Origin of the sequence: Bartonella sp. AC535YNZD, assembly GCF_042196625.1 — a bacterium.
In the GTDB taxonomy this organism is placed as follows: domain Bacteria; phylum Pseudomonadota; class Alphaproteobacteria; order Rhizobiales; family Rhizobiaceae; genus Bartonella.
In genome coordinates, this window is record NZ_JBHIQP010000001.1 from 110028 (window position 1) to 135704 (window position 25677).

Consider the following 25677-nt stretch of genomic DNA (forward strand, 5'->3'; position numbering starts at 1 on the left):
GATAGACAAAAAAACAAACTTTTTGTTTTTATTTGCAAGCATTTGCAATTTTTGACGCAATAATTAAAAAATAAGTAGACAATTTCTTTAGAAAATAAAAAGGTCACTCTTAAAATGAGTGACCTTAATAACAACATCAACTTTAATGATTGATGATTAATCTTGTTCTTGTTTTTTCAAAGCTGCACCCAGAATATCACCAAGAGAAGCACCTGAATCTGTAGAACCATATTGTGCAACAGCTTCTTTTTCCTCTGCAATTTCTAAAGCTTTGATTGATACTGAAATTTTACGTGTTTTTTTATCAAATGCTGTGATGCGAGCATCAACCTTTTGCCCAATTGCGAAACGCTCAGGACGTTGCTCATCACGATCACGCGCAAGATCAGCACGCCGAATAGTTGTCTCAAGGTTGTGGTCAATCAATTTCACACCAATGTCATTGTCGTTAACAGCAATCACTTCGCATGTTACAACTGCACCTTTTCGCAATTCGCCAGAAGCAGCTGCTTCTCCAACTTTATCGCTGGAAAGCTGCTTAATTCCAAGAGAAATGCGCTCTTTTTCAATGTCAACATCAAGAACCACAGCTTTAACGATATCGCCTTTATTGTAAGTATCAATGACTTGTTCACCAGGACGGTTCCAATCAAGATCAGACAGATGAACCATACCGTCAACATCGCCTTCAAGCCCAATAAAGAGACCAAATTCTGTTTTATTTTTAACCTCTCCTTCAATTTGCGAATTGACAGGAAATTTATTGGCAAAAGCTTCCCATGGATTTTCAAATGTTTGTTTTAAGCCAAGAGAAATACGCCGTTTAGAAGGATCAATCTCAAGAACAACCACTTCTACTTCTTGTGATGTAGACAGAATTTTTCCAGGATGAACATTTTTCTTTGTCCAGCTCATTTCAGAAACATGGATCAGCCCTTCGATTCCTGGTTCAATTTCAACAAAACCACCGTAATCAGTAATGTTGGTAACAGCACCCGTAATTTTTTTACCAATCGGATACCGGACACTGATACTTTCCCAAGGATCACTTTCAAGCTGTTTCATTCCAAGAGAAATACGGTGCGTATCTTGATTAATGCGAATAATCTGCACTTTAATCGTTTGGCCAATTGTGAGCACTTCAGATGGGTGATTAACACGCCGCCATGCCATATCTGTAACGTGCAAGAGACCATCAATCCCACCAAGATCAACAAAGGCACCATAATCTGTAATATTTTTCACCACACCTTCAACGATTTGGTTTTCTTCAAGATTTTGTACGATTTCTGAACGTTGCTCAGCGCGACTTTCTTCTAAAACAGTGCGGCGTGAGACCACAATATTGCCACGACGACGATCCATCTTCAAAATTTCAAAGGACTGTGAATTATGCATGAGAGGTGAAACATCACGAATGGGACGAATATCAACTTGGCTGCGAGGTAAGAAAGCAACGGCACCATCAAGATCGACTGTAAAACCACCTTTTACTTGGCTAAAGATCACTCCATCAACGCGCGCACCAGCATTGAATTTTTCCTCCAAACGGACCCAACTTTCTTCGCGCCGTGCTTTTTCACGCGATAAAACAGCTTCACCCATCGCATTTTCAATGCGTTCAATGTAAACCTCAACTTCATCGCCAACTTGCAAAGAACCATCTTTTGCTTTAGCTCCAAATTCTTTGAGAGGAATACGTCCTTCGACTTTAAGACCAGCATCAATAATGGCCATGTCTTTTTCGATTGCAATAACACGACCTTTAACAACAGATCCTTCATTAAGATCATTAGTTTGAAAAGATTCTGTTAAAAGGGCTTCAAAATCCGCTGTTGTGGGATTGTATTGTGACATAAGAACTCCTAATATATACCTTGTATTATAAGGTATGAGCGCTAGGTTAGTGTTAACATAAGCAACTTCTTGCCTTTTTCCTTTTAAATACAGGAAAAAAAGTTAGCGCTAGGCCGGAAGTCACCTTGACGAATTTATCCAATTATATGCATTTTTATGATTGGATCAATAAAACTACATGCAATTTCAAATGTTGCTTCTATACTCAATTCTGACGTATCAAGCAAGTGGGCGTTTTTTGCTGGTTTTAGTGGGCTTTGTTTGCGCGTTATATCGCGACTGTCGCGCTGTTCAAGTTGAGCTAGGATTTCATGATAATTTGCTTGAACACCTTTTTTTAAAATCTCTTGGTAGCGGCGTTTGGCGCGTGTTTGAACATTGGCTAGAATATAAAACTTGATATCGGCATCAGGACAAACAATCGTTCCGATATCACGCCCATCAAGCACACAGCCGGGCAAAACTTTAGCAAAGTTGCGTTGTTTTTTGACAAGAATTTTGCGTACAGCAGGGTTAATTGCTATTTTTGAAGCCGCTTCACCAAGTTCATGAGAAGAAAGAAGAGAAGGATTTAAGGTATTAAAATCAAGTTCTTTAGCATAAATAATAGCATTACTTTCATCATGAAGAGATAAATTTTGTTGTAAAAGCGCATAAGCAACACCACGATAAGTGAGACCAGTATCGAGATGATGAAGATGATAATGTGCAGCAATTTTACGTGCTAAGGTTCCTTTGCCTGAGGCTGCAGGTCCATCAATAGCAATAACAAAAGGCTTCAAGCGATTCTCCCCCCAAGTTTTTTTATAAAAGGAATAAATTCTGGAAAGCTCGTAGCGATCATTCGTTTATCATCAATGGTAACAGGTTTTTCTGACACAAGCCCAAAAATGAGAAAACACATAGCAATTCGATGATCAAGATGTGTGGCAACATACCCACCCCCCAAACCTTTGGCAGAACCTTTTCCATAAACAACAAGAAAATCTTGACCTTCTTCACAGTCTACGCCATTAATTTTTAATCCTTGAGCAACAGCAGACAATCGATCTGATTCTTTTACACGCAATTCTTCAATGCCTAGCATAACTGTTTTGCCTTCTGCAAAGGCTGCTGCTACTGCCAAAGCAGGATATTCATCTATCATCGATGGAGCACGTTCTTTGGGCACCGTAACGCCTCTAAGGACCGATGATTTTATCCGTAGATCAGCAACATCCTCTCCACCTGTTTGACGTCGGTTCAAAAATTCAATTTGAGCACCCATTTCCCACAATGTTTCGATAAGTCCTATTCGAGAGTTATTTATCAAAACATTTTCAATGGTGATATCAGAGTCTTCTACAAGAAGGGCTGCGATAATTGGAAAAGCAGCAGAAGAAGGATCACCCGGAATATGAATCGTTTGTCCAGTAAGATGGGGTTGACCATTAAGATGAATCAAACGCGCACCTTCGTTATCTTTTTCTATTTCAAGTTGCGCACCGAATGCTTTTAACATTTTTTCCGTATGATCTCGTGTCAGAACTGGTTCAATAACAGTTGTAGTGCCGGCGGTGTTGAGTCCAGCAAGCAGGATTGCTGATTTAATTTGGGAGGAAGCTATTGGAACACGGTAACGTATCGGATTAGCCATTTTCGGACCATAAAGCGTTAAAGGAAGGTGATCGTCGCGCGTTGCCTCAATTTCAACCCCCATGAGACGCAGTGGATCAAGGATACGTCCCATTGGACGTTTAGAGAGAGAAGAATCACCAATAAAGGTTGTTTTCATATGATACGGACCAACCATTCCCATAACCAAACGAGCACCTGTTCCAGCGTTTCCAAAGTCTAAAGGTTTTTGTGCAGCTAAAAGGCAACCATTCCCTGTTCCTCGTATGATCCAGAAGTCTTCTTTTTTAATAATACAGGCACCCATAGCTTGCATAGCAGCAGCTGTATTGAGTACATCAGCGCTTTCAAGTAATCCATGAATATATGTCTCACCACTTGCTAATCCTCCCAATATAAGAGAGCGATGAGAGATTGATTTATCTCCTGGTATTTGAATTTTTCCAGAGAGACTACTCGATTTATAGGTGGTTATAGGGATTGCTTTTTGCATGGAAATTCTATTTAATTCTATCTAACTTTTATGAAATTGTGCATCCTTTAGCACATGCTTTAAAAGACGTCATGAAAAAATCACTGTGGAACAGTGTATTTATCTTTGACAAAGGTATTATTTTTCGATTAAGCACCATAAAATTTATCTTTTAATGGAATAATAGTTAATCAAAGAGGCACGGCTTATGGCAAAACAAGAACTCGGAACTAAACGTGTTGATCCAGAAACAGGAAAAAAATTTTACGATCTAAATCGCGATCCTATTGTGTCGCCCTATACAGGAATTTCTTATCCGCGTTCTTACTTTGAAGTTGCAGCAGCTGAAGCAAATAATGAAGAAGAAGTTGATACTGAAGAGCTTGATACAGCACTTGAAAAATCTGCTTTTATGCTTCTTGAAGATGATGATGTGGATTCTAAAGATGACGATCTTCCTGATTTAGAAGATAGTGATGTAGATCTTGGTGATGATGATGATGATACATTTTTGTCTCATGATGGTGACGATGAAGATGATGACGTTACTGATATTCTCGGAGGCGGTGTTTCTAATGATGATGATGCTTAAAAGAAGTAAAAGAGGACATCTTTTCCATTAAATGTAAATTCTTCTTGATCTTCAAGTTTGATCGTTCTAGAAAAGCTGGAATTGTATACTGTCCTTTTGGGACAATTTGTTTTTATAGGGGCTATAGCTCAGCTGGGAGAGCGCTTGCATGGCATGCAAGAGGTCAGCGGTTCGATCCCGCTTAGCTCCACCAAAAGGGCTAACTGTTCTATCAAGGGAATTAATTATAATAAAAGATGTGTGCATCAATTTAAAAGGTTTATGTGCTCTGTAACCATTGATCCAGTAGCGCGTTCCTTGCTTTAATGCTATCATTATGCGTTTCTAATCATTTGTTGGATTGTAAAGTTTTACTTTACATAACAATGGAAAGAGATCATTTTTTATGCTTTATATAGAAATAAAAAAGGGGCTATTTAACTGACACCTTATATTTTCAAAGGACAAAATTTGAATCCTTCTTCACCACAAAATCATAATCTGTTAATTATCGATATCCTTTTAAAAGGTAAGAAGTTCCTAAACAAAGATTTGGGAATAGAAGACTAAGATATATTTTCCAATTATTGCGAAGCAGGACTTTTGTTGAATATTTTTAGTCTTATCAGATGTCCTAGCAATTTAAAAAATTATCCCCTTGAGTAGCATTCACCAACTCAATACTGAAGCATGTTAAATCTTAAATAACGTATTGTTATCATTATAAATTATTTATATTATTAAGTGATAACTCTAAACAAAATAAACTTCTCTCACCATAAGCCATAACGCATTGAATCAATTGGATTCCTTCCTTACACATCACAAACGATGTTTGAGATGTAGGAGTAAAGCAGTACCATCATTATACTTTTCAATCCCTAATGTTGCAAAAATTCTTATATTTGAGAATGTATGTTCATAAAAAACATTTTTAGTCTTTTCTTTCACAGTTCTTATCCACATGCCCATTGTGCTTGTTATGTGCAAGCCAATGGTTTTATTGATTCAACCTCAAGAGATCTGAAACGATAAAACCCTACGCCATTCGAGATTCTTACTTTAATATAAATAACGATATATTATCTTTATAAATCAATATGCTTAAACCATTTAAGAAAAAGAATTAAAATGCTTCTCATAAATATTCTCAAATGCAAAAGCTATCACAGCATTGGAGGCTGACTTGTTACTTCATAGGCGCTACAAATCTTTCTCTGAATACTCCCTACCCTGAGTATTCATTGTGTGTAAAGTTGCATATACCTTATCATCCTATAAACGGGAGTGTTTTTACAATACAATAAGATAACTTCTTTCAATTAAGATGGACTGGATGGACGAGTATGTTTTATTTCATACAATACTAAATACACTTAGTTCTTTTGAAGACTGTATTGCCCTCTTTATACAAAATAACGTTTTTTCGTTTAATGCATTTCTCGTTTTTTTATATCGAATATTTTACCCTTTTTATAATGCCCGAATTGCATTTGTTTTAATTGCTATTTTATACGCTTAGTAAAGAAAATATTCATGTAATAATCAGCCAGTAATACGCATAATGAAAATAAAAATGATATTATATTTTAAAATTTTCATAATCTCTGGTACTTAGCCCAATGCGAAATGCCAGCGCTAAATAGAAGATAATTTCCATTGTAAATTTTTTAAACAAAGGAGGTAAAAATGTCGAGAGTATCTTCAAACACATTGTGTATTGCAAAAGCTTTCTGTCGCTTGAGTTTATTCTAAAGAAACAATTTATTTCATTGAACGATCGGAAAAACGACACTATTTTATCATATCATAAGGGTTTTTTCTTTCGAATAATTTCACCACATCAATTCTCTGATTGAGATTTTCAAAATCCTCCCTAACGCCACCCACATCTCTTTAATTGCTGTTCATAGAGCTTCGATATTCTCGCCATGCGCTGTGCTGCCTGTGAAAGTGCAACAGTGACATGCCCGCCACTACGCGCATAAGCACCATGTCCCATATGATAATTTAAATAAAGGCTATATGCATCATCAAACCTCACGCCATTGCGTTGAACACTTTGGCGATGATACCAAGCAACAAAATCAGCAGCATCTGCGAAATTCGTACGCCATGCAAAAGACTTTCCTGTAGAGCGAAGATACATTGCCCATGTACTGTCAAGCGCTTGAGCATAACCATAAGCTGTCGACCGACGCTTCCATGGGATAAAACCAAGTAGTTTTTTGCGTGGAGGACGTGCATTATGACGAAAACTTGATTCCATATTAATGGTTGCAAGAATAATAGGCATAGGAATCCCATAGCGCATTTCTGCCTTTTGAGACGCCTTTCCCCAATTATCAAAAAAACCATTTTTTTGTGCTAAAATAGCGCAAGCATTGTTTGTGTGAGTGGGAGTGGTTGTTGCACAGCCCCCTAGCAGAAACACCAATGCCCCTAAAAACAAAAGGTGTCGCATATTCTCTATTCCTCTCGTTTAAGAAATAAAACAAGATAAAGATACTAAAAAATGATTACCAATCAATAAAGAGCGTGATCTAACTTGTGATATTTAAGAAAATTGTTTTGCGTTATTCCTCATCAACTAAACGCAATGTTTGTGACTGAGCGGATGTTGTCATTTTTGTTGGCTCAGAGTAATTTTCTTTTAATTCGAAAGTTTCAATGCGATTTGCCCGTTTCATAATTTTGGAAGATGATATTAAAATTCCCTCTATATCTTCACCTGCTTTGTAAAAGTGCTTCTGTAGGGCGCGAACACGCATATCCATTCGTCCAAAATCTTCCATCAGTTTTGCCACTTCCGATTGAATTAAATGCGCTTGTTCACGCATCCGCGCATCTTTCATAATGGTTTGTACAACCTGGACAGAGAGCATCAACAAAGATGGTGAAACAATAATCACATGGGCTCTATTGGCTTTTTGTACCAATGCCTCAAAGTCCTCATAAATTGTTGCAAAAATTGATTCCGATGGCACAAAAAGGAAAGCAGTGTCATGGGTTTCTCCAGGAATTAAATATTTCTGCGCAATATCACGGATATGGACTTCCATATCGGTACGAAATTGGCGTTCTGCCTCTTGACGCTCTTGCGTTGATGCGGCTTTACGCATAGCATTCCAAGCCTCTAGAGGGAATTTAGCATCAACAACAAGAGAAGGTGCTTTATTGGGCATATGAATAAGACAATCTGGGCGCTTTCCGTTGGAAAGAGCAGCCTGAAAAGCATAGGCATTTGCTGGTAAGGCATCAGCAATAATTGCTTCCATCCGCCCCTGACCAAAGGTACCACGTGTCTGCTTATTGCTTAAAATGGATTGTAACTGAACAACTTGTCCCGTAAGCGATTGAATATTATTTTGTGCCGCATCAATCACTGCTAAACGTTCTTGCAAACGATTCAAATTTTCATAAGTGGATTTAGTTTGTACCTGAAGTGTTTGACCTAAGCTTGTTGTCATTCCATTGAGTTGCTCACTGAGCGATTTATTCAATTCAGCTTGCCGTTGACCAAAAATTTCCGCCATCGTTTGCATTCGCCCTTGCATTTCAGCTTGTGTTTTTAGCAAGGTAGCCATCTGCATTTGTGCCTCACGCGCACGTTCAGCAGTTTCTTGTTCCAAAAATGTTCTTTTTCGATGAGAATGTATCAGCATAAAAAATGCCAAACAGACAAGTGTAAATAAAAGTAAAACGATTAATTTAGAAAAAAACTCACCAGTGAGTATAGAAAAAAACGAATCAAACATAAAAGGTAATATAACGCTCTTATGGTAAAAAAATGCAAGAATCCGTTATTCAATATTGACCAATAACAAACCTTTGATTAATCTCTTCTTATGCCAATAAGATCTTTAGTTATTTTACCTGATCCGATTTTACGGGAAGAGTCCAAACCCGTTGAGCAGGTCGATTCAGCTCTCCAAAAGCTCGCAGATGATATGTTGGAGACCATGTATCATTCTAAAGGTGTTGGTCTTGCTGCTATTCAAATTGGTATACCACTACGTATGTTGGTTATGGATGTCTCTGGAAATTCTGAAGATGAGCAGAAAAAACCGCTTGTTATTATCAACCCTGAGATTTTATGGCTTTCAGATGAGCGCAATATTTATAAAGAAGGTTGTCTTTCTATTCCTGACTATTTTGCGGAAGTTGAACGCCCTAAACGTCTGCGTGTTCGCTATCAGGACCGTGAAGGAAAACAGACAGAAATTGAAGCAGATGATCTCTTGGCGACTTGCTTACAGCATGAAATTGATCATTTAAATGGGCGTCTTTTTATTGATTACATTTCAAAGATCAAACGCGATATGGTGATACGGAAATTTAAAAAACGCGCAAAAGAAAAAAACACACAGGAAGCAGTTTTGTAATGGCATTACGGTTAAGTTTTATGGGAACACCAGATTTTTCTGTTCCCATTTTACATGCTTTATTGAATGCTGGTCATGATGTTGTCGCTGTTTATAGTCAACCCCCTCGTCCAGCAGGACGTCGGGGGCTTAAATTAATCCCCTCAGCTGTTCACACGGTAGCAAAAGAAAAATCTATTCCTATCTTTACGCCTCAAACACTTAAAACAGCCGAACAACAAGAAAAATTTGCAGCACTTTCTGTTGATGCTGCTATTGTCGTGGCTTATGGACTCCTGTTACCCAAAGCTATTCTCGAAGCACCGCGTTTTGGTTGTTTTAATGCCCACGCTTCACTCTTACCACGTTGGCGTGGTGCTGCACCTATTCAACGAGCAATTATGGCCGGTGATAAGGAAACAGGTATCATGATCATGAAAATGGATGAAGGACTTGATACAGGACCTATTGCTCTTTCTCGTTCTCTCCCTATTACTGATAGCGCCACCAGCGCTGAGCTTTCAAATAAACTTTCAAATATAGCCGCAGAACTTATGATAGAAGCTCTATCAACTCTTGAAAAAGGACAACTTAAACTGACCCCACAATCAGAGGAAGGCATCACCTATGCAGCCAAAATTAGGAAAGAAGAAACCCGCATTGATTGGACAAAACCTGCAGAGTTTATTCATAGGCATATTCGCGCGCTCTCTCCCTCTCCTAGTTGCTGGTGCAATATGAATATCGGTGGACGAGAAGAACGCGTAAAAATTATTGAAAGTCGCTTAACAACAGGAGCTTCTTTTGAAATTGGGAGGATAGAACCAAATTCTTTGATTATTCATTGTGGACAAGGACGGATAGAAATAACCTCTCTCCAAAGATCTGGCGGTAAAATTCTTGATAGCGCAACATTCTTGCGAGGCGCTCATATTTCTGCTGTTTTTTAATATGCCACGTTTTAAACTCACTCTTGAATACGATGGTTCAAATTATGCTGGTTGGCAGCGTCAAGTGGAGCTTCACACGATACAAGGAACTCTTGAACAGGTACTCTTTTCCTTCAGTGGACAACAATTGACCATAACAACAGCAGGACGAACGGATGCAGGGGTGCATGCCACGGGACAAGTTGCCCATGTTGATTTTGAAAAAAACTGGCCCCCCCATACTGTGCGTGACGCACTCAATGCTCTTTTACGTAAACAGGGAGAAGCGATTTCAATCCTAAACGTACAAAATGTCCCTGATGACTTTGATGCACGATTTTCCGCTGTAAAGCGCCATTATCTTTTTAAAATTCTCAATCGCCGCTCTCCACCAGCTCTAAATGCCAAACGCGTATGGTGGATACCAAAACCTCTTAATGCTGAAGCTATGCATGAAGCTGCGCAAAAGCTTGTTGGACAACATGATTTTACAACTTTCCGTTCAGCACATTGCCAAGCCAAAAGCCCTATTCGTACCCTTGAACGCCTTGATGTTCAAAGAGAAGGAGAGGAAATCTTCCTTTATGCACAAGCTCGTTCTTTTCTTCATCATCAAATCCGTTCATTCGCAGGAAGCCTCATGGAAGTGGGTATTGGACGTTGGACAACACAAGATCTTGAAGCAGCTCTTCACGCTAAAGATCGCAAACGCTGTGGTGTTGTTGCCCCCCCCTCAGGACTTTATTTAACCAAAGTAGAATATTAATGATCCTTCAAGCGTTAACGCCTCAAAAACTGTTAAGGCAGCATATAAAAAGAACGAATTTCTTCAAACGCTTCTGCTGCTGTATTGACAAATTTCACAAAATTAACATCACTGGGAGAGATCGTACCTTGTGCAGATAGATACTCAAAGTTGATAGCATTGCTCCAAAATTCTTTGCCAAACAATAAAATTGGTACCTGTTTCATACGCCCCGTCTGTACTAAAGTTAACGTCTCAAACAGTTCATCCAGAGTCCCAAATCCTCCAGGAAAAATGGCTAATGCTTTCGCTCGTAATAAAAAATGCATTTTTCGCATCCCTAAATAGTGAAAATTAAAACACAAATGCGGCGAAACATATGAATTAGGCTCTTGCTCATGCGGTAAAATAATATTCAAGCCAATTGTTGGAGCCCCAACATCACAAGCACCACGATTTCCCGCCTCCATGATCCCTGGTCCGCCCCCCGTAACAACCACAAATTCACGATATTCTGTCGTAGCAGAATAGAGTGAGCACAAACGCGCAAACTCTCTTGCTTCATCGTAATAATGTGACATAGCACGCAAATTTTTCTTTTGTGTTTCATTTTTTGCTGCCCACGCAGCTTGCCTAGGTTCAGGAATGCGCGCACCACCAAACAAAACAACTGTCGATTGAATATTATATTCTTTAAGAGTTATTTCCGGCTTTAAAAATTCAAGACCAATACGTTGTGAGCGCAGCTCTGGACGCATCATAAACTCTTGATCGATATAGGCTAAACGATAAGTAGACGAACGCACCTGTGCTGAATTAGAGACTTTATATATTTGTTGTAGAGCATCCTTCGTATGGAGAAGTGGTGTCCAGTTTTCTTGCTCTGCTTTTCTTTTTTCTTTACAGCCTTTTTTCATGCACCTGTCCTACTTCCTCATCGTTTTATTGACTGAAAACATTTCTTCGCGTAAGTCATAGAGAATAAATCTTGAAGCTTTCAACTTGTTTAACGGAACTATGTTCATGATCAATCTCACACAACTTGAAATCATTATCGAAAAAGCATTTGATGATCGTGATTCTATTGATACTACCACAAAAGGTGAAATTCGTGAGAGTGTCGAACACGCATTGAATCTTCTCGATAAAGGTGCAATTCGCGTCGCAGAACGGCAAAAAAACGGACAATGGCATGTTCATCAATGGTTGAAAAAAGCTGTTTTGCTCTCTTTTCGGCTTAACCCTATGCAAATTATTGCTGGTGGTGTAAATGGAACACATTGGTGGGATAAAGTTCCTTCAAAATTCTCTGGTTGGCAAGAGGCAGATTTTAAAAGCGCTAATTTCCGTTCTGTTCCTGGAGCCATTGTACGTCATTCTGCTTACATTGCACCCAATGTTATATTGATGCCATCCTTTGTCAATCTCGGCGCCTTTATCGATGAAGGAACAATGGTTGATACATGGACCACCGTTGGTTCTTGTGCACAAATTGGTAAACATGTTCATCTTTCTGGCGGTGTTGGTATTGGAGGTGTTTTGGAACCCCTGCAAGCAAATCCAACAATCATTGAAGATCACTGCTTTATCGGTGCACGCTCTGAAATTGTTGAAGGCTGTATTATTCGTGAAGGCGCTGTTTTAGGAATGGGAGTCTTTATTGGAAAATCAACAAAGATTATTGATCGTACAACAGGTGAAATTTTTATTGGTGAAGTACCAGCCTATTCAGTGGTTGTACCGGGTTCTCTCCCCGGAAAACCTTTACCAAATGGTGAAGCAGGCCCAAACCTTTATTGTGCTGTTATTGTAAAACGCGTTGATCAAAAAACACGAGAAAAAACATCCATTAATGATCTTTTACGTTCTTAGACACAAGATTAATGCATAATAATATTTTCTCGTTTTTTAACTTGAATAATAACCTCGAATACAAGGATTCTCTCATTTCAAATCCTTTCATAGTGAATCAATCACTATCATTTCCTTGCTCGTCACAAATGCTGTTGGTGTGTGGGTAAGAAACACTTCAAGAAAAGAGTGAAATACCTTTAATGAATTCTCTCTATCGCCAAGAGCTATCATAATATTTTGAGCTGAAAAAGAGTATGATGGGTGCGCTTTGCACCTTTCTGACGCATAAAGATGTGGCGCCAAATGGGTTTCATGTAATTTACAATGAATTTCACATTATATTTTGTTGCAGCCCCCGTTGTGAAATGAAGTTTGATGTATTGAGAGATGTTTCTTTGAAACAAGTGCACAAACGTGCAACACAACAAATGTATTTTGTTTAAAGCATTCTGTTTTACATGAGAAAGTGACACCATTCGCAATACACAAAAACATGAAGCACAGTGCGATTCTATTTAAAAGTGTTCTTTAAGCACCTGAACCAATCGACAAAAGCAAAAGCGCAACTAATGAGAGAAAATATTCCTTTTTCCATTATTTATTCATTTTGAGCGCTTGGATAAATGCCGATTGTGGAATTTCTACTTTTCCAAATTGGCGCATCCGCTTTTTGCCTTCTTTTTGCTTTTCCAAAAGTTTGCGCTTACGCGTAACATCACCCCCGTAACATTTCGCTGTTACATCTTTACGCAAAGCACGAATTGTTTCGCGCGCTATAATTTTACCACCAATAGCCGCTTGAACTGGAATCTGAAACATATGCTGGGGAATAAGATCTTTCAGTTTTTCACACATGGAACGCCCGCGCTTTTCTGCAATCGTGCGGTGCACAAGCATAGACAATGCATCTATAGACTCTCCATTTACCAAAATAGACATTTTAACTAAATCCCCTTCTGCATAATCTGTCATTTGATAATCAAAAGAAGCATAACCCTTTGAGACTGATTTTAGCCGATCATAAAAATCAAAAACAACTTCATTCAGTGGTAAATCATACGTTACCATAGCACGGGTTCCAACATAGGACAAACCAACCTGTACCCCGCGCCGCTCTTGGCATAGCTCTAAAATTGACCCAAGATAATTATCAGGAGTCATGATTGTCGCCCGAATCCATGGTTCTTCTATGGAAGAAATTTTAACCACATCCGGCATATCTGCTGGATTGTGCAACTCTTTAACAGAACCATCATTCATATTCATGCGATAAACAACCGAAGGTGCTGTCGCAATTAAATCCAAATTAAACTCACGCTCTAACCGCTCTTGAATAATTTCAAGATGCAGAAGTCCCAAAAAGCCACAGCGAAAACCAAAACCCAAAGCCGCGGATGTTTCCATTTCAAAAGAAAAACTCGCATCATTTAAGCGTAATTTGCCCATGGCTGCACGCAAATCATCAAAATCGGCAGCATCTATTGGAAAAAGTCCACAAAAGACAACCGGTTGCGCCGGCTTAAAACCAGGCAAAGCATTTTCACAAGGACGACGCTCTTCAGTAATCGTATCCCCAACCCGTGTATCTGCTACCTCTTTGATAGAAGCAGTGATAAAACCAATCTCACCTGGTCCTAATTCATCAACCTGTACCATTTTAGGTGTAAAAACCCCAACGCGCTCAACTGGATATTTTGCTCCTGTACCCATCATACGAATGGTTTGGCCTTTTTTTAAAATACCATCTATCACCCGTACCAAAACAATGACACCAAGATATGCATCATACCAGCTATCAACCAACATTGCTTTCAAGGGATTTGCAACATCGCCTATACGTGGAGGTGGTAATTGTGCAACAATTGCCTCCAAAACATCAGGAACACCCAAACCTGTTTTTGCTGATATTTCTACTGCTTGAGATGTATCAATGCCTATCACATCTTCAATTTGTTCTTTAACACGCTCAGGTTCTGCTGCTGGAAGATCAACTTTATTGAGAACAACAACTAACTCATGGGAATTATCAATGGCTTGATAAACATTTGCTAACGTCTGTGCCTCTACGCCTTGGCTTGCATCCACCACCAACAAAGAACCTTCACAAGCTGCCAATGAACGCGAAACCTCATAAGCAAAATCCACATGACCAGGTGTATCCATAAGATTTAAAATATATGTTTCACCATTCTTTGCCTTATAGTGTAAACGTACCGTTTGTGCTTTAATAGTAATTCCACGTTCACGCTCAATATCCATGGAATCGAGTACTTGTTCTTTCATCTCACGTGTTTCAAGCCCACCTGTTATTTGAATCAAACGATCAGCTAAAGTGGATTTGCCGTGATCAATATGCGCCACGATGGAAAAATTACGAATATAATTACGATCTATTGTCATATAAGCCGATTTAGCAAAGAATAATACAAAACGCAAAGACCAATTATGCTCCGGCTTCTATCAAAGAATATAAACCTAACAAGCTTCTCAAAACACAACTTTTCATAGCCTAAAAAATGAGGCTTTTGTTTGCTAAATTAAATACAAAAGGTTCTAAAATGACCTTTTCACATCTTGTTTGATAACTCATATGCTGGCATTATATAATAAGATATTGATTTATAAATATAATTTAACATTATTTATATTGAATTAGAACCTTGAGTACCGTAAGATTCTCTCATTTCAAATCTGTATATCTTGAATTAATTAAAATCACTTGCTTGCACATTACAAGCGGCATAAGTGTGTGGATAAAATTTATATAAGAAAGAACTAAAAATGGCTCTTATGAACCCGTTTTAATGCAAAAGCTGTCGGCAACACCCACGAACTGGCAAATAGTGTGATTGTGCCGACTTACTTTTTCATAAGCGTAAAGATGTAGGTGCTCAATGGATTTACCGTTATACTATTCATAGGCACCGTCGTGAAATGGGATTGAGAGCGTTAAGAGATGTTTCTTTAAAACAAGCCCGTGAATATACAACGCAATGATGGATGCGTATATCACTAAGACTTTCAATAAAATGCACAAGAAATGCTTTTTTATTTGTACGCAATAATCTGTTTTTTTCAGCAATCTTATAAAATAAAATAGATATTGAGAGAGATAATTTTTTTCTCAATGTTTAAAACTTTAGAAATTGGCTTTATTGAGTAAAGTTTTTATGCCCTTTTATACAACGCCTTTCTTCTTTTATTAAAGATAAAAAACATCAAATCTCTTCTATTAATTTGTTAGTGCTTTGATTTATAATGACTATTTATTGCTTTGCAATTTAAATGAAACCCCTGACCATCGCGAGCCTTTTTCATCTTAAGCTTGCTTATAGTAAATTAGTCAAATTTTTTACACATTACAAACAGAACTGGACAAACAGGACTGGTGTATGGATAAAGCCGTTTAAGGAATGATTAAAATACCTCTTAATAAACTCTTTCAAGTACCAAAACTTGTCGTAATGGTAATTAATAAAGAAAATAATGCTATTAACTTTAATTTTTTATTTTAAGTAAAAATGGTGATATTTCATGGCCTTTATACATTTCACATGGACCATCAATGGGTACAATATCCATTGAGAAAATATGTCTTTTAAAAAAGTGCGTTAATGTACACCATTATGGGGGTTGCTTTGAGCGTTTCTATTTTGCATGGGAGTTAAAGAATAAAAGGAATAACGTGCGACAGTGCATAGTTTTCATTATTCAAAAATATTACCGTAGATGTTTTTGAAAGTTGTTAAAGCCGAATTTAAAAATGATCGTAAAGATGCGTATTAATTTTCACTTTTACAACTTAATGCTTAGCTCAATGAAGTTTGTTTTTCCTTTTCAGAGGTTAGAAAACAGATAGAAGCATACTCTTGCTCCAATTTGGCATGCAAAAGCTGGAATAATTTATAGAATTCTTAATCATCTTAATATTAAAAAAAACTTTAAAAATGAAAACTCTACAAGCAAAAATCTCGTGCAATAAAATCATAATAAAAAAATGTATAGCTAATCAATTTTTTTAATTGCTTTATTTTTTTTACGCCATTGTGAAGGTTGTAATTCAGCCACAATGATCCCAATAAGAATAAGCAAACCGCCCAATAAAGCTAAGGGAGATAAACGTTCTCCAGCCAAACGCCCAACAATACCAGCCCATACCGGTTCACCTGCGTAAATGAGTGTCGCACGCGTAGGGGAAATAGACTTTTGTGCCCAATTCATAGCTAATTGAATGATGGCACTCATTAATGCCAATCCTATACCAATATTAAACCACACCCACGAAAATTCAGGAATGCTTTCACCCATCAAAGGCATACAAGCAAATGAAAAAAAACCACTAAAAAATAACTGAATAATGGTTACACGCCGACTATCAACCTTGTTCGCAAAAATTCCGATGAGTATGACTTCTCCAGCAATCGCTAATGCACCTAACAAAGTCAAAATTTCACCTTTTGAAAAATCAAAACTTCCAGGCTTTTGTCCTGAAATGAATACAAGCCCAATAAAAGCGAAAACAATACCAATCCAACAGGCTAAACGGGGAGGTTTTTTAAACACAATCCATTGCAAGATTGGAACCATCGGTACATAAAGCGCTGTGATAAAAGCCGACTGACTACTAATAATCGTTTGAAGTCCAGCTGCTTGAAAAGCATACCCCAAAAACATGGCTAAACCAATCGCCATCCCAGCAAAAACTTCATAAACAGTTATCCTTTTTATAGAGCGCCAAAAAATTGCCCCACATATAAGAGATGCAACAATAAAACGAAATCCAACAAAAAATAGAGGACCGCTATAGCGTACCGCAATGTGAATGACTAAAAATGTAATGCCCCACAATATTGTCGCAGCAAATAGTGCCAATTCTGGTTTACTTAATAAAGGATATTTAAACTGTTTTATACTTTTCATGAAAAGCCTTCTCCTTCAATTTTCCGCACAATTTATGAAACAATAAGCGTTCCAATTCCCTGTTCGGTAAACAGTTCTAGTAAAACAGGATGAGGGGTTTTACCGTTTAAAATGACAACACCTTCCACACCATTTTGAAGGGCTTTTATACAAGTCTCTACTTTTGGGATCATGCCTCCTGAAATTGTTCCATTTTTGATAAGTTTCTCAGCTTCAGAAACTGTCAATTCTTTTAAAAGTTTACCCTGTTTATCCAAAACACCAGGAACATCAGTGAGAAATAAAAGGCGTTTAGCCTCTAATGCACCAGCAATAGCTCCAGCAAAAATATCAGCATTAATATTGTAAGTTTTACCATCGCGTCCTGGAGCCACAGGAGCAAGAACTGGTATCATTTCAGAACATGCTAAGAGATCTAGCAATGTGCGATCAACTTCAATAGGCTCACCAACAAACCCCAAATCTAAAACACGTTCAATATGAGAATCAGGATCAATGACAGTTTTATAAGCCTTTTCGGCAAAAACCATATTGCCATCCTTGCCGCATAATCCTATTGCCCATTCACCCTCAGCGTTGATGAGAGCAACAATTTCTTTGTTTATGGATCCCGCTAAAACCATTTCAACAACTTCAACAATCCGTTCATCGGTTACCCGTAAACCGTTTTCAAATCGTGATTCAATCCCCATTTTCATTAAAATTTTAGCAATTTGAGGTCCACCACCATGAACAACAATAGGATTAATCCCTGATTGCTTTAATAGAGCAATATCACGCGCAAATGCTCGTCCCAAAGCGGGATCACCCATAGCATGGCCGCCATATTTTACCACGACCGTTTCATTTTCATATTTTTGCATATAAGGTAAAGCAGACGATAAAAATGCTGCTTGTTTTTCCAAAACATCTACATCATCGTTTTTAGCATCATCCATCAATAGAGCCTCCTCATCACTTTTTACCATCTCTTAATGAAACTTAGGAAAAGTGAAAACAATAAAACCAAGCTTTACTCTATCCATCCCCCTGAAAATCGTCAATTTTCTTTTAATTTACGAAGATGAAACACAAAAAATATCCTTTAAAAATTGACCGTAAAAAATTAAACAAAATAGGTGTCAAAAAACGTCATTACTTTATGATCTTATGTATAAAATTGAAAAGCAAAATTTTGAAAATTTTTTAAGCGACGCCCTATATTCAATTCATTAATTTATACCTATGGATACTTAACAATGAATAGAAATATATACAACCATTGATTTTATAAGATAAAAGCAAAATTTTCTTATCATAATAAAATTAACCTATCGCCAAGATAAGAAACCACTCAACCGCTTTAGTAACCTATCTCAATTTTTCTTTAATGAAATTGTCAAACGAAGTTCGACCGGAGACTATAACTTTGGTTTTAAAAATTTGACTTTTTTCAATCGTTAAACATGAGAAAATGTCAATTAAATATCCCTTTATGAAGAATTATAATACGTTGATTTATAATAATAATTTTATATATTTATAGCGTAAAACCCTAAATGAGAAGTCTGAATATAAGAATATTTTGTCATTTTAACTCTCACATTTCAAATCAATAAAAACCGTTGGCTTGTACGTTACAAATGAACTTGGTATATAAATACTATAGAAGGCTTAAAATACCTCTTATTAATGCTCTCAATAGCAAGAGATGCAGCAATGTTTGAAACGAGGAATGATAGTGTTAACTTACGCATACATGAGCGTAAAAAGAGTGGTGTACAATGAAGTTTTATACCCTTTCAAGCACCATCGCATGCAATAGGGGTACATCCATTAGGAAATGTTTCTTCAAAATAAGCGTATAGATTTGTAACACAATGATCTTCTGTATGGGCGTAAGAGATTTACCTCTATTAAAGATCGCGAAAACAAAAGCGTGAGGGACTATGTATTCCATTATTTAAATACTACTTTGAATATTTCTGAAAGGCGCAAAGCTAAGTGAAAAAGAGGTGGCAAAGCTTGAATTTTCTACTTTTATGCTTTTATATTCTCCTCAACTTTAGCTATATCCTCGTTGCAAAAATTACTTAAACAGATATATACAATACTCTTGTTTCACTCCGACATAAAAAAAGTTGCAACAGTAAAGAACATACTGAACTGCCTTAATATTTATCCATTTATCTCAAACATAGTGCTCTATGAGATCTGAATTGATTTACAGATAACAGCAAAAGTAAGCGCTTTATTAAAATACAAAACCAAATCCACAATCTAAAAAGACATGATTACTGCTAAAAGCTGAGATAAGGCATGTAAAAGTTATTTTGAATAAGAATAACCCTTATTTTAAGGAAAGCAGTGGTTTAAGGCTATGAAAATGCCAGAAATAAAATCGGTTATGAGAAGTTGATACTTTATTTGAAAAAGATGAATTGCCTAACAGCTTATTGAGCGTTGCTTTGTAAGCTCTTGTCTATTTTACAGTTTTATTATAGAGCCTTTAAAAAGAAATTTTGAGTGAAAAAATAAATACAAAAAATACTGAATGCATAAAGACAGCCATCATGACACTGGCAATATTTATTATCAATCACTCAATTGCGTTCTTATATGGATAAGCCCTTTTTAAAATGTCATAGACATTCAAAAATAAGACTTATCCATAAAACTCATGAAATATAAAAACTATCAGCAGCAGGAGTTTATCCTAAATTAGCTGTCTCTCTCTTTTCTTTTTAAAGAAAAAAATGCTGTTCAAAGATAATGAGACAATAGAACACTTAATGAAAATAACTTTCCCACAGTTCTCTCTAATTATTCTGAGAACATTCACATATTTTAACCAGAAATATTTTCAAAAAATTCTTTCATCCGTGAAAAAAAACCATGTGATTGCGGTGAATTTTCATGATTTGAGAGCTTTTCAAATTTTTGCAACAATTCACGTTGTTCTTGCGTTAATTTCTGCGGTGTCTCAATTGTGATATGGATGTAAAGATCACCCCTTGCTTGCTGACGGCGCAACATGGGCATACCTTTGCCTCTAAGGCGGAATTGACGTCCATTTTGTGTTCCTTCTGGGATCTTAACACGTGCTTTAACACCATCAAGGTCGGAAACTTCAAACTCTCCTCCTAAAGCAGCTGTTACCATTGAAATAGGAACGCGACAGTGAAGATCTGCTCCTTCTCGCTGAAAAAACTCATGCGGTTTAATGGAAAGAAAAATATAAAGATCACCATTGGGGCCACCACGAATACCAGCATCACCCTCACCAGAAAGGCGAATACGCGTTCCATCTTCAATACCAGCTGGAACATTTACGCTCAATGAACGTTTTTTCTCTATACGCCGTGTCCCCTGACATTTGGGGCATGGATCGGTAATAGTTTCACCCCGTCCATGACATGTAGGACATGTCCGCTCAATAGAAAAGAAACCCTGTGCAGCACGCACACGTCCAGATCCATGGCATGTTCCACAAACTTGCGGCTTAGAACCCTTTCTCGCTCCTGATCCTTCACAAACATCACACGTAACGGAACTGGGAATATTAATTTCTGCAGTTTTTCCTGAAAATGCCTCTTCTAAAGTCACTTCCATATTATAACTCAAATCTGCACCACGTTCGCGACTATCACCACGCTTACGGTGGGTCCCTCCCATAATCTCACCAAAAAAGTCTTCGAAAATATCCGCAAATCCACCACCAGCAGCAAAACCACTAAAGGGATTTGCTCCCCCTTGACCACCACTATTTTCAAAGGCCGCATGGCCAAATCGATCATAAGCAGCACGCTTCTGGGGATCTTTAAGAACTTCATAGGCTTCGCCAATTTCTTTGAATTTTCGCTCTGCCTCTTTATCCCCCGCATTGCGATCAGGATGATATTGCATTGCCAACTTACGAAAAGCAGATTTCAACTTTTTATCATCACATTCGCGAGTCACGCCAAGAATTTCATAATAGTCAACCTTCATCATGTATTCCTGATAATTTTTCTGTCATCCAACTTTATGGATAATATTGCTTTTAATTTATATTTTTAGCAACAAAGTTGCAACTTATCTCAAATAATAAAGCCCAGCCTTATATTTCAAAGGCCGGGTTTATAAATTAATCAACACATACGCTGACACTATTTCTTCTTATCATTAACTTCTTCAAAATCAGCATCGACAACATCATCATTCTTTGTTTCTGTTTCAGTATCAGCAGTTTCTGCTTGTGAAGCTTCATACATAGCCTGTCCCAACTTCATACTAACTTCTGCTAATTTTTGCATCTTTGTTGCTATCTCTTCCGTATCACTGCCTTCAAGCGCAGATTTCAAATCAGAGATTGCTGTTTCAATCTGTCCCTTTTCTTCAGCTGATACTTTATCGCCATATTCATTGAGCGACTTTTCAGTTGAATGAATAAGAGCCTCCGCTTGATTTCTAGCTTCAACACCTTCACGGCGTTTTTTATCCTCAGCCGCGTGCTCTTCTGCATCCTTTACCATTTTTTCAATATCAGCATCACTTAAACCACCTGATGCCTGAATACGAATTTGATGCTCTTTCCCTGTTCCCTTATCCTTGGCCGAAACATTAACAATACCATTCGCATCGATATCAAAAGTAACTTCAATTTGAGGTATACCACGTGGTGCTGGAGGAATACCAACAAGATCAAATTGAGCCAATAACTTATTATCACTTGCCATTTCCCGTTCACCTTGGAAAACACGAATCGTTACAGCACTCTGGTTATCATCAGCTGTCGAAAAAACTTGCGATTTTTTCGTCGGGATAGTGGTATTGCGCTCAATAAGGCGTGTGAAAACCCCACCCAAGGTTTCAATACCCAAAGATAAAGGTGTTACATCTAGCAGCAATACGTCTTTGACATCGCCTTGCAATACACCTCCTTGGATGGCAGCGCCCATTGCAACCACTTCATCAGGGTTAACGCCTTTGTGTGGATCCTTACCAAAGAAGTTCTGCACAACTTGCTGAATCTTAGGCATACGTGTCATACCACCCACTAAAACAACTTCGTCAATCTCACCAGCCTTTAATCCAGCATCTTTCAACGCAGCTTTACAAGGTTCGATGGTACGCTGGACTAAATCGTCAACGAGAGATTCAAATTTTGCCCGAGTCAATTTCATTGTTAAGTGCTTGGGACCTGATTGATCTGCCGTGATAAATGGTAAATTAATTTCTGTTTGCTGTGACGAAGAAAGCTCAATCTTTGCTTTTTCTGCTGCTTCTTTTAAGCGCTGTAAAGCGAGTTTATCATTTTTCAGATCAATTCCTTGCTCTTTTTTGAATTCATCGGCAAAATAACCAACCAAGCGCATGTCAAAGTCTTCACCCCCTAAAAATGTATCCCCATTGGTTGACTTAACCTCAAAAACGCCATCTCCAATTTCAAGGACTGAAATATCAAATGTACCACCACCAAGGTCGTAAACAGCAATTGTTTTTCCATCCTTTTTGTCCAAACCATAAGCTAAAGCAGCAGCAGTTGGCTCATTAATAATCCGTAAAACTTCAAGTCCAGCAATTTTACCTGCATCTTTCGTGGCTTGACGTTGCGCATCATTAAAATAAGCAGGAACCGTAATAACGGCTTGTTCAACTTTTTCACCAAGATAAGATTCTGCTGTTTCCTTCATCTTTTGCAAAATCATAGCTGAAATTTGTGACGGAGAATATTTCTTTCCCGCCTCTTCAACCCATGCATCACCATTGTCACCTTTAACAATTTTATAAGGAACAAGCGCTTTATCTTTTTCAACCATAGGGTCATCAAAGCGGCGCCCTATCAAACGTTTAACTGCAAAAACTGTCCCTTCAGGATTTGTCACCGCCTGCCGTTTAGCAGGTTGCCCAACAAGCCGCTCCCCCCCATCAGTAAAGGCAACAACGGAAGGTGTTGTTCGCGCTCCTTCTGAGTTTTCAATAACTTTTGCATTTTTGCCATCCATAACAGCCACACAAGAGTTCGTTGTCCCCAAATCAATACCAATTACTTTTGCCATATTATAATCTCCATTCAGCAAGCTACCTCAACCTTCATAAAGCATCTTTTTAAGATAGCTCCTCATAACACCTAAAGCCCGTATATTGCTTCAAGCAACATAAATAATAATAAACTGCAAGTCGCAACAAGCCTTGCTGCCTCGTATATAAGAACAGGCTTTTATTGCTACAAGAGAATAATGAGAGAAACATCTCCAAAATAAAAAATTTATTTTAAAATAGGCACTCTAATGACCCATAAATACCATATTTATGAGAGACTTGAGAGCATAATATATTTTTCTTGCAATTCTCAAAAAATATATCTTTCTATAAAAATTAAAAAATAAAAGAATGATTGCACTCTCGCTCTTGATCTTCTCATCATTGATAAAATCGTACTCACGTAAAAGCTTTTTAAAAGGCGAATAATTTATATCACAAATATTATAGATTTTTCTTGGACTAAAATAGTCATCATATCTAATGCTCGTATCAGTAAAGGTATTATCTATCAATCTCCTTTCAAAAATTCTCCCTCTAACGGTCTCATTGTTTGCGGCTATTTGAAATCTGTGCTTTAAATTCACCTAAAGCGTTTTTTCTTAACTGTATAATTTTGAACTTTGAAAATATATAAAAATACCTCTGTATAAACGCTTTAAAATGCCAAAAGCTGTCATAATATTAAAAATTGGTAAAGTGGTTAATGATTGTTCTGTATTATATCTTCATTAAGTAAAATAGTAGTGCATCATAGATTTTATACCATTTGCAAATACTATTTATGAGATGAACACGGAAGCGTTAAGAGGTGTGTTGTCATTGTAAATCTTACTGTCTTCTTTTAAATTTCAAGAATTCTATGATTTTTATATTCAAATCAATTTCATTTTAGTATTTCTTTCTTTTATTTTAAATAAAAGCTCTGCTAAAATAAAAAATATTCAAAGTGTGAATCTTATGAAGGAGGGTAAATCAATGATGACATCTATTATTAAGAAAATAACAAATCTCATCTTTAAGAATATAATACATACACAATATCCATATAAAAAGGTTATCATAAATATCGTGTGTACTCTTCTCTTTGCTGGTATAATCCTGCCAGCAGGTGCTCAGCAATATAAACTTGGCGACATAGAAATTCTCAATCCTTGGACACGCGAAACACCTAGAGGTATAAGAGTTGGTAGCGGTTATCTCTACATTATTAATCACAGTAATACCCCAGACCGTTTGGTTTCTATTTCCACAAACGGAGTAAAAACAACAGAGATACACTCTATGGCTGTCGTTAACGATATTATGAAAATGGAAAAAATGCACAATGGCATTGAAATTCCGGGAAATGGCGAAATCACGCTTAAGCCTGGCGGTGATCATATTATGTTCATGGGGCTTTCACAACCATTTAAGTTAGGTGATAAAATTAGCGCAAAATTAACATTTGAGAAAGCAGGAACCATTGATGTTGATTTCTCTGTAAACGCTATGAAAGTACCATCACCTTCTAAATCCTCTCCTGTTCACTAAGCTCCTTTTATTATAAATACACACTTTATAAAATGAAGAAGTGTGAAATTTTTTACGCTTCTTTATTTTTTGTTTAATGCCATCAGTAAAAAATTATCCCCTTTGATGAATTAACTATGGTCAATTTCAGGAATACGTAAAACTTGACCAGGATAAATTTTATCGGGAGATTTTAGCATTGGCTTATTGGCTTCAAAAATAAATGTGTTTTTATTACCTTGCCCTTTTCCATAAACCTCTTCAGCAATTTTCCAAAGATTATCACCAGATTTAACCTCATAAAAGCGAGAAGTTTTTCTAGGCGTTGTATCTATAACCTTTAATTGATCAACATCTACAGAAGAGATACCTTGTGAATTGCCAACAACCAGCAGTGCTTTTTCAAGTGTTTCCCTATCTGGAACTTCACCGCTTAAAATAGCTTTACCGTCTTCAACTTGAATATTGACTTTTTCTGTACCGAGTTGAAAATGATCAAATGCTCTCTTAAAATCCTTTTCTTTTGGTTCATGGTCCCCAATACCTAACTTTTCCCCTACAGTTTTAATAAAATTAAAAAATCCCATTACGACCTCCTTTCGTGTAGCAGAAACAAATTTTTGTGCATATATTGCCACATTCTTTTCTTTGCTCTTAAAACACATAGGCAGATTTTCTAAACTTCAACAATCAAAACTACATCTGTTCAATTATGAGACAAATACAATAATAAACTTTGTAATAAACCTTGATAAAAAAAGCCTTTATGAAAATTTTCTCTCAAATGAAGGGATCTTAATAGACGTAGAAACATTATAAATTATGAAAGCAAAACA

18 protein-coding genes, 1 tRNA gene and 1 pseudogene are annotated in these 25677 nt (G+C 37.2%); 8 read left to right on the forward strand and 12 right to left on the reverse strand.

Annotated features, from left to right (window positions below; genetic code table 11):
* Window positions 1-156: 156 nt before the first annotated feature.
* The 3 genes from rpsA to aroA form a co-directional block, all read right to left on the reverse strand.
* Window positions 157-1857, reverse strand: a complete 1701-nt coding sequence (gene rpsA, locus ACFIM8_RS00385) for a 30S ribosomal protein S1 (protein ID WP_026500132.1) — start codon at window positions 1855-1857, stop codon at window positions 157-159.
* A gap of 134 nt (window positions 1858-1991) precedes the next feature.
* Window positions 1992-2639 (reverse strand): (d)CMP kinase, encoded by a 648-nt coding sequence (gene cmk, locus ACFIM8_RS00390; RefSeq protein WP_375614318.1) that lies wholly within the window; start codon window positions 2637-2639, stop codon window positions 1992-1994.
* Window positions 2636-3964: a 3-phosphoshikimate 1-carboxyvinyltransferase gene (gene aroA, locus ACFIM8_RS00395; RefSeq protein ID WP_375606159.1), complete on the reverse strand. Its 1329-nt coding sequence runs from the start codon at window positions 3962-3964 to the stop codon at window positions 2636-2638. The genes cmk and aroA overlap by 4 nt, the downstream gene beginning before the upstream one ends.
* A gap of 187 nt (window positions 3965-4151) precedes the next feature.
* Here aroA and ACFIM8_RS00400 point away from each other — a divergent pair, with 187 nt between their 5' ends.
* Together ACFIM8_RS00400 and ACFIM8_RS00405 are read left to right on the forward strand one after the other, a co-directional pair.
* Complete coding sequence (locus tag ACFIM8_RS00400) at window positions 4152-4535, forward strand: TIGR02300 family protein (RefSeq protein ID WP_375606158.1); 384 nt, start codon at window positions 4152-4154, stop codon at window positions 4533-4535.
* A gap of 117 nt (window positions 4536-4652) precedes the next feature.
* A tRNA-Ala gene (locus tag ACFIM8_RS00405) sits at window positions 4653-4728 on the forward strand.
* Between the two features lie 1662 nt (window positions 4729-6390).
* On the opposite strand, the gene ACFIM8_RS00410 is transcribed toward ACFIM8_RS00405, so the two are convergent.
* Window positions 6391-6978: a hypothetical protein gene (locus tag ACFIM8_RS00410; protein ID WP_375606157.1), complete on the reverse strand. Its 588-nt coding sequence runs from the start codon at window positions 6976-6978 to the stop codon at window positions 6391-6393.
* Window positions 6979-7090: 112 nt separating this feature from the next.
* The gene (locus ACFIM8_RS00415; protein WP_375606156.1) at window positions 7091-8272 is read right to left on the reverse strand and encodes a DNA recombination protein RmuC; all 1182 of its coding nucleotides are present in this window, start codon (window positions 8270-8272) and stop codon (window positions 7091-7093) included.
* 90 nt (window positions 8273-8362) lie between these two features.
* Here ACFIM8_RS00415 and def point away from each other — a divergent pair, with 90 nt between their 5' ends.
* The 3 genes from def to truA are packed head-to-tail and all read left to right on the forward strand — an operon-like array spanning window position 8363 to window position 10573.
* A complete protein-coding gene (gene def / locus ACFIM8_RS00420) occupies window positions 8363-8899 on the forward strand; it encodes a peptide deformylase (RefSeq protein WP_375606155.1) in 537 nt (178 codons plus the stop codon).
* Window positions 8899-9828, forward strand: coding sequence for a methionyl-tRNA formyltransferase (gene fmt / locus ACFIM8_RS00425; RefSeq protein ID WP_375606154.1), 930 nt, complete (start codon window positions 8899-8901; stop codon window positions 9826-9828). The genes def and fmt overlap by 1 nt, the downstream gene beginning before the upstream one ends.
* Window position 9829: 1 nt before the next feature.
* Window positions 9830-10573: a tRNA pseudouridine(38-40) synthase TruA gene (truA, locus tag ACFIM8_RS00430; protein WP_375606153.1), complete on the forward strand. Its 744-nt coding sequence runs from the start codon at window positions 9830-9832 to the stop codon at window positions 10571-10573.
* A gap of 32 nt (window positions 10574-10605) precedes the next feature.
* Here truA and ACFIM8_RS00435 read toward each other — a convergent pair whose 3' ends face one another.
* Window positions 10606-11469 (reverse strand): LOG family protein, encoded by an 864-nt coding sequence (locus ACFIM8_RS00435; protein WP_375614319.1) that lies wholly within the window; start codon window positions 11467-11469, stop codon window positions 10606-10608.
* 106 nt (window positions 11470-11575) lie between these two features.
* Between ACFIM8_RS00435 and dapD the strand changes: the two genes are divergently transcribed.
* The gene (gene dapD, locus ACFIM8_RS00440) at window positions 11576-12424 is read left to right on the forward strand and encodes a 2,3,4,5-tetrahydropyridine-2,6-dicarboxylate N-succinyltransferase (RefSeq protein WP_375614320.1); all 849 of its coding nucleotides are present in this window, start codon (window positions 11576-11578) and stop codon (window positions 12422-12424) included.
* A gap of 576 nt (window positions 12425-13000) precedes the next feature.
* Here the strand turns inward: dapD and lepA are convergent.
* Window positions 13001-14806: a translation elongation factor 4 gene (gene lepA, locus ACFIM8_RS00445; RefSeq protein ID WP_375609053.1), complete on the reverse strand. Its 1806-nt coding sequence runs from the start codon at window positions 14804-14806 to the stop codon at window positions 13001-13003.
* 447 nt (window positions 14807-15253) lie between these two features.
* On the opposite strand from lepA, the pseudogene ACFIM8_RS00450 reads away from it, so the two are divergent.
* A pseudogene (locus ACFIM8_RS00450) lies at window positions 15254-15397 on the forward strand (integrase); the annotation flags it as partial.
* 1014 nt (window positions 15398-16411) lie between these two features.
* Here the strand turns inward: ACFIM8_RS00450 and ACFIM8_RS00455 are convergent.
* The 4 genes from ACFIM8_RS00455 to dnaK all read right to left on the reverse strand — a co-directional run bounded on the left by ACFIM8_RS00455 (window position 16412) and on the right by dnaK (window position 23346).
* Window positions 16412-17326, reverse strand: coding sequence for a DMT family transporter (locus ACFIM8_RS00455; RefSeq protein ID WP_375606150.1), 915 nt, complete (start codon window positions 17324-17326; stop codon window positions 16412-16414).
* Between the two features lie 32 nt (window positions 17327-17358).
* A complete protein-coding gene (argB, locus tag ACFIM8_RS00460; protein WP_375606149.1) occupies window positions 17359-18264 on the reverse strand; it encodes an acetylglutamate kinase in 906 nt (301 codons plus the stop codon).
* Between the two features lie 1888 nt (window positions 18265-20152).
* Window positions 20153-21295 (reverse strand): molecular chaperone DnaJ, encoded by a 1143-nt coding sequence (gene dnaJ, locus ACFIM8_RS00465; protein ID WP_375606148.1) that lies wholly within the window; start codon window positions 21293-21295, stop codon window positions 20153-20155.
* A 158-nt stretch (window positions 21296-21453) separates the two neighbouring features.
* A complete protein-coding gene (gene dnaK / locus ACFIM8_RS00470; protein WP_375606147.1) occupies window positions 21454-23346 on the reverse strand; it encodes a molecular chaperone DnaK in 1893 nt (630 codons plus the stop codon).
* Window positions 23347-24307: 961 nt separating this feature from the next.
* Between dnaK and ACFIM8_RS00475 the strand changes: the two genes are divergently transcribed.
* A complete protein-coding gene (locus ACFIM8_RS00475) occupies window positions 24308-24862 on the forward strand; it encodes a copper chaperone PCu(A)C (RefSeq protein WP_375606146.1) in 555 nt (184 codons plus the stop codon).
* Between the two features lie 110 nt (window positions 24863-24972).
* On the opposite strand, the gene lysM is transcribed toward ACFIM8_RS00475, so the two are convergent.
* Entirely contained in the window at window positions 24973-25428 is a 456-nt protein-coding gene (gene lysM, locus ACFIM8_RS00480) for a peptidoglycan-binding protein LysM (RefSeq protein ID WP_375606145.1), read from the reverse strand.
* Window positions 25429-25677 lie beyond the last annotated feature (249 nt).

Coding starts and splice junctions, on each gene's coding strand:
- rpsA (WP_026500132.1), bottom strand. CDS start 1,857: ATGTCACAATACAATCCCACAACAGCGGATTTTGAAGCCCTTTTAACA.
- aroA (WP_375606159.1), bottom strand. CDS start 3,964: ATGCAAAAAGCAATCCCTATAACCACCTATAAATCGAGTAGTCTCTCT.
- ACFIM8_RS00400 (WP_375606158.1), top strand. CDS start 4,152: ATGGCAAAACAAGAACTCGGAACTAAACGTGTTGATCCAGAAACAGGA.
- ACFIM8_RS00410 (WP_375606157.1), bottom strand. CDS start 6,978: ATGCGACACCTTTTGTTTTTAGGGGCATTGGTGTTTCTGCTAGGGGGC.
- ACFIM8_RS00415 (WP_375606156.1), bottom strand. CDS start 8,272: ATGTTTGATTCGTTTTTTTCTATACTCACTGGTGAGTTTTTTTCTAAA.
- def (WP_375606155.1), top strand. CDS start 8,363: ATGCCAATAAGATCTTTAGTTATTTTACCTGATCCGATTTTACGGGAA.
- fmt (WP_375606154.1), top strand. CDS start 8,899: ATGGCATTACGGTTAAGTTTTATGGGAACACCAGATTTTTCTGTTCCC.
- truA (WP_375606153.1), top strand. CDS start 9,830: ATGCCACGTTTTAAACTCACTCTTGAATACGATGGTTCAAATTATGCT.
- ACFIM8_RS00435 (WP_375614319.1), bottom strand. CDS start 11,469: ATGAAAAAAGGCTGTAAAGAAAAAAGAAAAGCAGAGCAAGAAAACTGG.
- dapD (WP_375614320.1), top strand. CDS start 11,576: ATGATCAATCTCACACAACTTGAAATCATTATCGAAAAAGCATTTGAT.
- lepA (WP_375609053.1), bottom strand. CDS start 14,806: ATGACAATAGATCGTAATTATATTCGTAATTTTTCCATCGTGGCGCAT.
- ACFIM8_RS00455 (WP_375606150.1), bottom strand. CDS start 17,326: ATGAAAAGTATAAAACAGTTTAAATATCCTTTATTAAGTAAACCAGAA.
- argB (WP_375606149.1), bottom strand. CDS start 18,264: ATGGATGATGCTAAAAACGATGATGTAGATGTTTTGGAAAAACAAGCA.
- dnaJ (WP_375606148.1), bottom strand. CDS start 21,295: ATGAAGGTTGACTATTATGAAATTCTTGGCGTGACTCGCGAATGTGAT.
- dnaK (WP_375606147.1), bottom strand. CDS start 23,346: ATGGCAAAAGTAATTGGTATTGATTTGGGGACAACGAACTCTTGTGTG.
- ACFIM8_RS00475 (WP_375606146.1), top strand. CDS start 24,308: ATGATGACATCTATTATTAAGAAAATAACAAATCTCATCTTTAAGAAT.
- lysM (WP_375606145.1), bottom strand. CDS start 25,428: ATGGGATTTTTTAATTTTATTAAAACTGTAGGGGAAAAGTTAGGTATT.